We start from the raw sequence: 4,605 nt of genomic DNA, 5'->3' as shown, positions 1-4,605 counted from the left end.
GGCCTGCGCCGCCGTCACCTCGCGCTCGCGCTCCAGCTCGAGCGTCCGCTGACGCAGCGCTTCGCCGGCAAGCGCCGACGCATAGGCCCGCTCGCCCATGTAGTAGGCGCCGCCGAAGAAGGCCGCGTTGACGAGGAACTGCATGAGCATCCAGGCCACGAAGGGTGAGAACAGGCCCGCGCGGGAGAGGCCGTCGTCGGTGTCGGCGGTCGCCGATTGGAAGGTCGTGACGAGCAGCCACGTGAACATCCCCACGATGATCGCGATGCGCACGAGGGCGGCCCGCCGGCGATCGTTCACCCACGCGCCGACGGTGTACATGCTGATGAACAGGACGATGTTGCCGACGTACATCTCGGGGATCTGGAAGCTCATCGCGACGAAGAAGGCCAGCGCCGTCGCGACGGCGACGGCCTCGGGGAAGCGTCGACGCACAGCGAGGGGCGCGGTGAGCGCGACCGCGTAGAGCAGCGCCCACTCCATGCCCGGCGTCTCGTCGGCGTAGATCCCGGCGACGGAGCCGAGGGCCGCGCTGAGGATCGCGGCGAGCATCAGAGCGGCGGCGAGCCACACGTCCGCGCGCAGCTCGGCGGCCGAGGGCGGCCGGCGCAGGGGCCTCGGCGGGACGGTTTCGGACATCTCTCCACGGTACGGGGGAGGCCGCGCCGCGGCATCCCCCCTGCGACGGAGAGTGCACCCGGTTCGCGCGAACTTGCTATTGACAAGCTTGCTTGCTTTTTGCAAGTATCGGTCTGCGGGCACACCGCACAGCGATTGGAGCAGGAAATGACCAGCATCTTCGTGAACATCCCCACGTCCGACCTGGAGCGCTCTAAGGCGTTCTATCTCGCGCTGGGTGCCGAGCTGAGCCCGCAGTTCACCGATGAGAACGCGGCCTGCATCGTGTGGGACGAGAACGTGTACTTCATGGTGCTCACCAGGGAGTATTTCGCGACGTTCACCGACAAGCCGATCATCGACCCCGCCACGAGCGCGCAGGTGTCGATCGCCCTCAGCCGCGACAGCCGCGAGGACGTGGACGCGGTGCTCGCCGCCGGGCTCGCGAACGGCGGCAGCGAGCCGCGCCCGGCGCAGGACTACGGGTTCATGTACTCGCGCGACCTCGATGACCCGGACGGCAACAACCTCGGGTTCCTCTACATGGACCCGGTGGCGGCCGAGAAGGGCCCGGAGGCCTATCTGGCGGAGCAGGCTCAGGTCTGACCCCTTGGCATCTCGCAGCTACGGGCAGTACTGCGGGGTCACCACTGCCGTCGAGCTGGTCGGGGAGCGCTGGGCGATGCTCATCGTCCGCGACCTGCTCGTCGGCCCCCGCCGGTACACCGACCTCAAGCAGGGGCTGCCCCGCATCCCCACGAACATCCTCTCCACGAGGCTCAAGGAGCTGCAGGAGGGCGGTGTCGTGCGCCGAGTGCCGCTCAAGAACTGCGGGCTCGTCTATGAGCTCACCGACTACGGGCGTGAGCTCGAGCCGATCGTGCTCGCCCTCGGGCGCTGGGGATTCGCGCAGATGGGCGAGCCGGGCATCGACGACGTCGTGACGGCGGACTCGCTCACGATGGCGCTGCGGACGGCTTTTCAACCGGATGCCGCGGCCTCGCTGCCGCCCGCAGACTACGAGGTGCACGTGGGCGATGTGGTGCTGCGGGTGCAGGTCGACGGCGGCGCGCTGCGGGTCGCGCAACTCGCGCCGCCGGCGCCGCCGACAGCGCTTCGGTCGCTGAGCCTGTCGAAGCGCCCTCCTGGCGACCCGGAGCTCGTCTTCGCGGCCGGGCCCGGCATCCGGCGCATCATCTCGGGGGAGCTGACCCCCAGCGAGGCGATCGACCAGGAGGTGATCGCCGTGGTCCATGGCGACCCGACGCTCCTGGAGCGATTCGCCGCAACCTTCGCGATTCGATCTCTCGAAAGGACACGGCAATGACCGGACGCATCACGATCGATCTGTTCACCACCCTCGACCTGGTCGCGCAGGCCCCGGGTGGACCAGAGGAGGACATCTCCGGCGGCTTCCCGTACGGCGGATGGCAGGCGCCGCTGCCTGACGATCTCGTCGGCAGGGAAGTGATGGCGGGCATCGACAAGCTCGACGCGCTCGTCCTCGGGCGCAGGACCTACGACATCTTCGCCGCGTACTGGCCGCACCATGACGGGGGCGGGATCGGCCCGAAGTTCGACCGCATCCCGAAGTACGTGGCATCGCGCGGCACCCCCACGCTCGACTGGGCCGGCACCACCCAGCTGGGACCGGATGCCGCGGCCGACGTCGCCGCGCTGCGTGAGCGCCACGAGAACATCCACATCATCGGCAGCATCGACTTCGTGCAGACCCTGCTCGCGGAGCGGGCGTTCGACGAGCTCGTGCTGTGGGTGTACCCGATCGTGCTCGGGCAGGGGAAGAAGGTCTTCCCAGACGGTGCCGCACCGGCGAACCTCAGGCTCCTGGCCCCACCCGTCGCAGGGTCATCGGGCGCCGTTTCGCTTCGCTACGGTCCCGCTGAAGGCACGCCGCAGACCGGGGATATGACCACCGAGGACTGACTCAGAAGATCATCGGGCGATCGTCGTCGTCGTCGCCCGTGAGGTCGAGGTCGACGACGACGGGCACGTGATCGCTCGGGGCCTCGCCCTTGCGCTCGTTGCGATGGATCTGCGCACCGGCCACCGCGTCGGCGAACGTGTGCGACCCGAGGATGAAGTCGATCCGCATGCCCTCATTGCGGGGGAAGCGCAGCTGCTTGTAGTCCCAGTAGGTGAACCCGGTGGGGATGAGCGGCCGCACCACGTCGGCGAGGCCGGCGGCCTCGAGTGCGGCGAAGGCCTCGCGCTCGGGCGGCGAGACGTGGGTCGCGAACCCCTGGACCACCGTCGGATCGCCGTTGTCGGCATCCGTCGGGGCGATGTTGAAGTCGCCCACGAGGGCGAGCGCGAGGTCGGGGTCAGCCTTCAGTGACTCGCGGGTGTACTGCTCGAGGGCGCTGAGCCAGTCGAGCTTGTAGTAGTAGTGCGGATCGCCGAGGGAGCGCCCGTTCGGCACGTACAGGCTCCACACCCGCACCCCGCCGACCGTCGCGCCGATGGCACGGGCCTCCTGCGGGGCATCCGCTCCCTCATGCCCCTTCGCGAACCCGGGCATGCCGGGGAAAGCGGTCTCGACGTCGGTGAGCGGCTCGCGGCTCGCGATCGCGACGCCGTTCCACTGCGAGAAGCCGTGCGCCTCCACGTGGAAGCCGGCCTCTTCGAACTTCTCGAACGGGAACTGCTCGGCCTTGCACTTGATCTCCTGCATGGCCAGCACGTCGATGCTCTCGCGAACCGCGAAGTCGACGATCCGGTCGACGCGAGCACGGACGGAGTTGACGTTCCAGGTGGCCAGGCGCATGGTGTCCAGCCTAAAGCCGGGCTGCGACGCTCACCGTTCCGGCCGAAAGCGGGTCGGGTACAGTGTGCGTGTGGCGCGTCACACGTCTCCGCCTGGCTCGCAGAGCTCGCTCCGCGAGGCCAATCGCGCGCGCCTCGTCGAATCGCTCAAGCGCCACGGACGTCTCACGCAGGTCGAGCTCGCCGGCAGCACCGGGCTGTCGCCTGCGACGGTGTCGAACATCGTCAAGGAGCTCACCGCAGCGGGCCTCCTGCACACGTCCGTCACGTCCCGCAGCGGACGGCGTGCCACGCTCGTCTCACTCGCCCGCCAGCTGGGCCTCGTGGCCGGCGTGCACTACACATCGCGGCAGCTGCACATCGCGATCGCCGATGTCACACGCACCGTCGTGAGCCAGACCTCGCTCCCGCTTCCGCTCGACCACCGTCACGATGCGCAGCTCGACCGGCTGGCGATTCTCCTCAGCGAACTCATGGAGTCGCTCGGCGGCACGGTCGCCGACCTCCTCGCCGTCGGGCTCGCCCTGCCCGCTCCCATCGATCCGCGCACCGGGATGATCTCCACGCCCGTGCTGCTGCCCGGCTGGGCGGGCATCGACGTCGCCGAGAGCCTCTCGGAGCGGATCGGCCGTCCGGTGCACGTCGACAGCGAGGCGAACCTGGGCGGCCTCGCCGAGGCCCGCGAGGGCAGCGGACGCTCGGCCTCGGCATCCGTCTTCATCCGAGTCGGCCACACCATCAGCGCCGGGCTCATCGTCGGCGGCGACCTCTTCCGCGGCGTCAACGGCAAGGCCGGCCAGATCGGCCATGTCACGATCGACGAGAACGGCCCGGTCTGCCGCTGCAGCAACCGGGGATGCCTCGAGACCTACGCCGGCGGCCCCGCCCTGCTGTCGCTGTTCCCGCCGAGCGCGGGCATGCACCGGATCAGCGACCTCCTGCAGGCGGCCGAGGACGGCGACGGCAGTTCGCGCCGGGTCATAGCGGATGCGGGCCGGCACATCGGCGTCGCTGCCGCGAGCCTGTGCAATCTCTTCGACCCTGAGCTCATCGTGGTCGGCGGCGAGCTCGCGCAGGCGGGCGAGATCCTGATGGCGCCCATGCGCCACTCGCTCGAGCGGACGGCCCTCCCGTCCGCCGACGGGCTGCCCGAGATCGTCGGAGCCACGTTCGGCGAGTGGTCCGAGACGCGCGGGGCGATCG

Annotated in this window: 6 protein-coding genes; 4 read left to right on the top strand and 2 right to left on the bottom strand. The window is 69.6% G+C overall.

Annotated features, from left to right (window positions below):
• The coding region (locus AC1DVT_RS18085) for a DUF7134 domain-containing protein (RefSeq protein ID WP_477390538.1) at nt 1–639 on the bottom strand (639 nt) is incomplete at its 3' end.
• Nucleotides 640–786: 147 nt separating this feature from the next.
• Between AC1DVT_RS18085 and AC1DVT_RS18080 the strand changes: the two genes are divergently transcribed.
• From AC1DVT_RS18080 to AC1DVT_RS18070, 3 genes are read left to right on the top strand one after another with little or no spacing between them, the layout of a single operon-like run.
• A complete protein-coding gene (locus AC1DVT_RS18080) occupies nt 787–1,224 on the top strand; it encodes a VOC family protein (protein ID WP_457099577.1) in 438 nt (145 codons plus the stop codon).
• Nucleotides 1,225–1,228: 4 nt separating this feature from the next.
• Nucleotides 1,229–1,945, top strand: a complete 717-nt coding sequence (locus AC1DVT_RS18075) for a winged helix-turn-helix transcriptional regulator (RefSeq protein ID WP_477390536.1) — start codon at nt 1,229–1,231, stop codon at nt 1,943–1,945.
• On the top strand, nt 1,942–2,562 hold the full coding sequence (locus AC1DVT_RS18070) for a dihydrofolate reductase family protein (RefSeq protein ID WP_477390534.1): 621 nt from the start codon (nt 1,942–1,944) through the stop codon (nt 2,560–2,562). Before AC1DVT_RS18075 ends, AC1DVT_RS18070 begins: the two co-directional genes overlap by 4 nt.
• A 1-nt stretch (nt 2,563) precedes the next feature.
• On the opposite strand, the gene AC1DVT_RS18065 is transcribed toward AC1DVT_RS18070, so the two are convergent.
• Nucleotides 2,564–3,403: an exodeoxyribonuclease III gene (locus AC1DVT_RS18065; RefSeq protein WP_457099574.1), complete on the bottom strand. Its 840-nt coding sequence runs from the start codon at nt 3,401–3,403 to the stop codon at nt 2,564–2,566.
• A gap of 70 nt (nt 3,404–3,473) precedes the next feature.
• Between AC1DVT_RS18065 and AC1DVT_RS18060 the strand changes: the two genes are divergently transcribed.
• On the top strand, nt 3,474–4,605 hold a 1,132-nt coding region (locus AC1DVT_RS18060), incomplete at its 3' end, for an ROK family transcriptional regulator (protein ID WP_477390532.1).

The sequence above is a fragment of the Microbacterium sp. P2_F9 genome, assembly GCF_056403635.1.
This window is presented reverse-complemented; position numbering and strand designations above follow the sequence as displayed.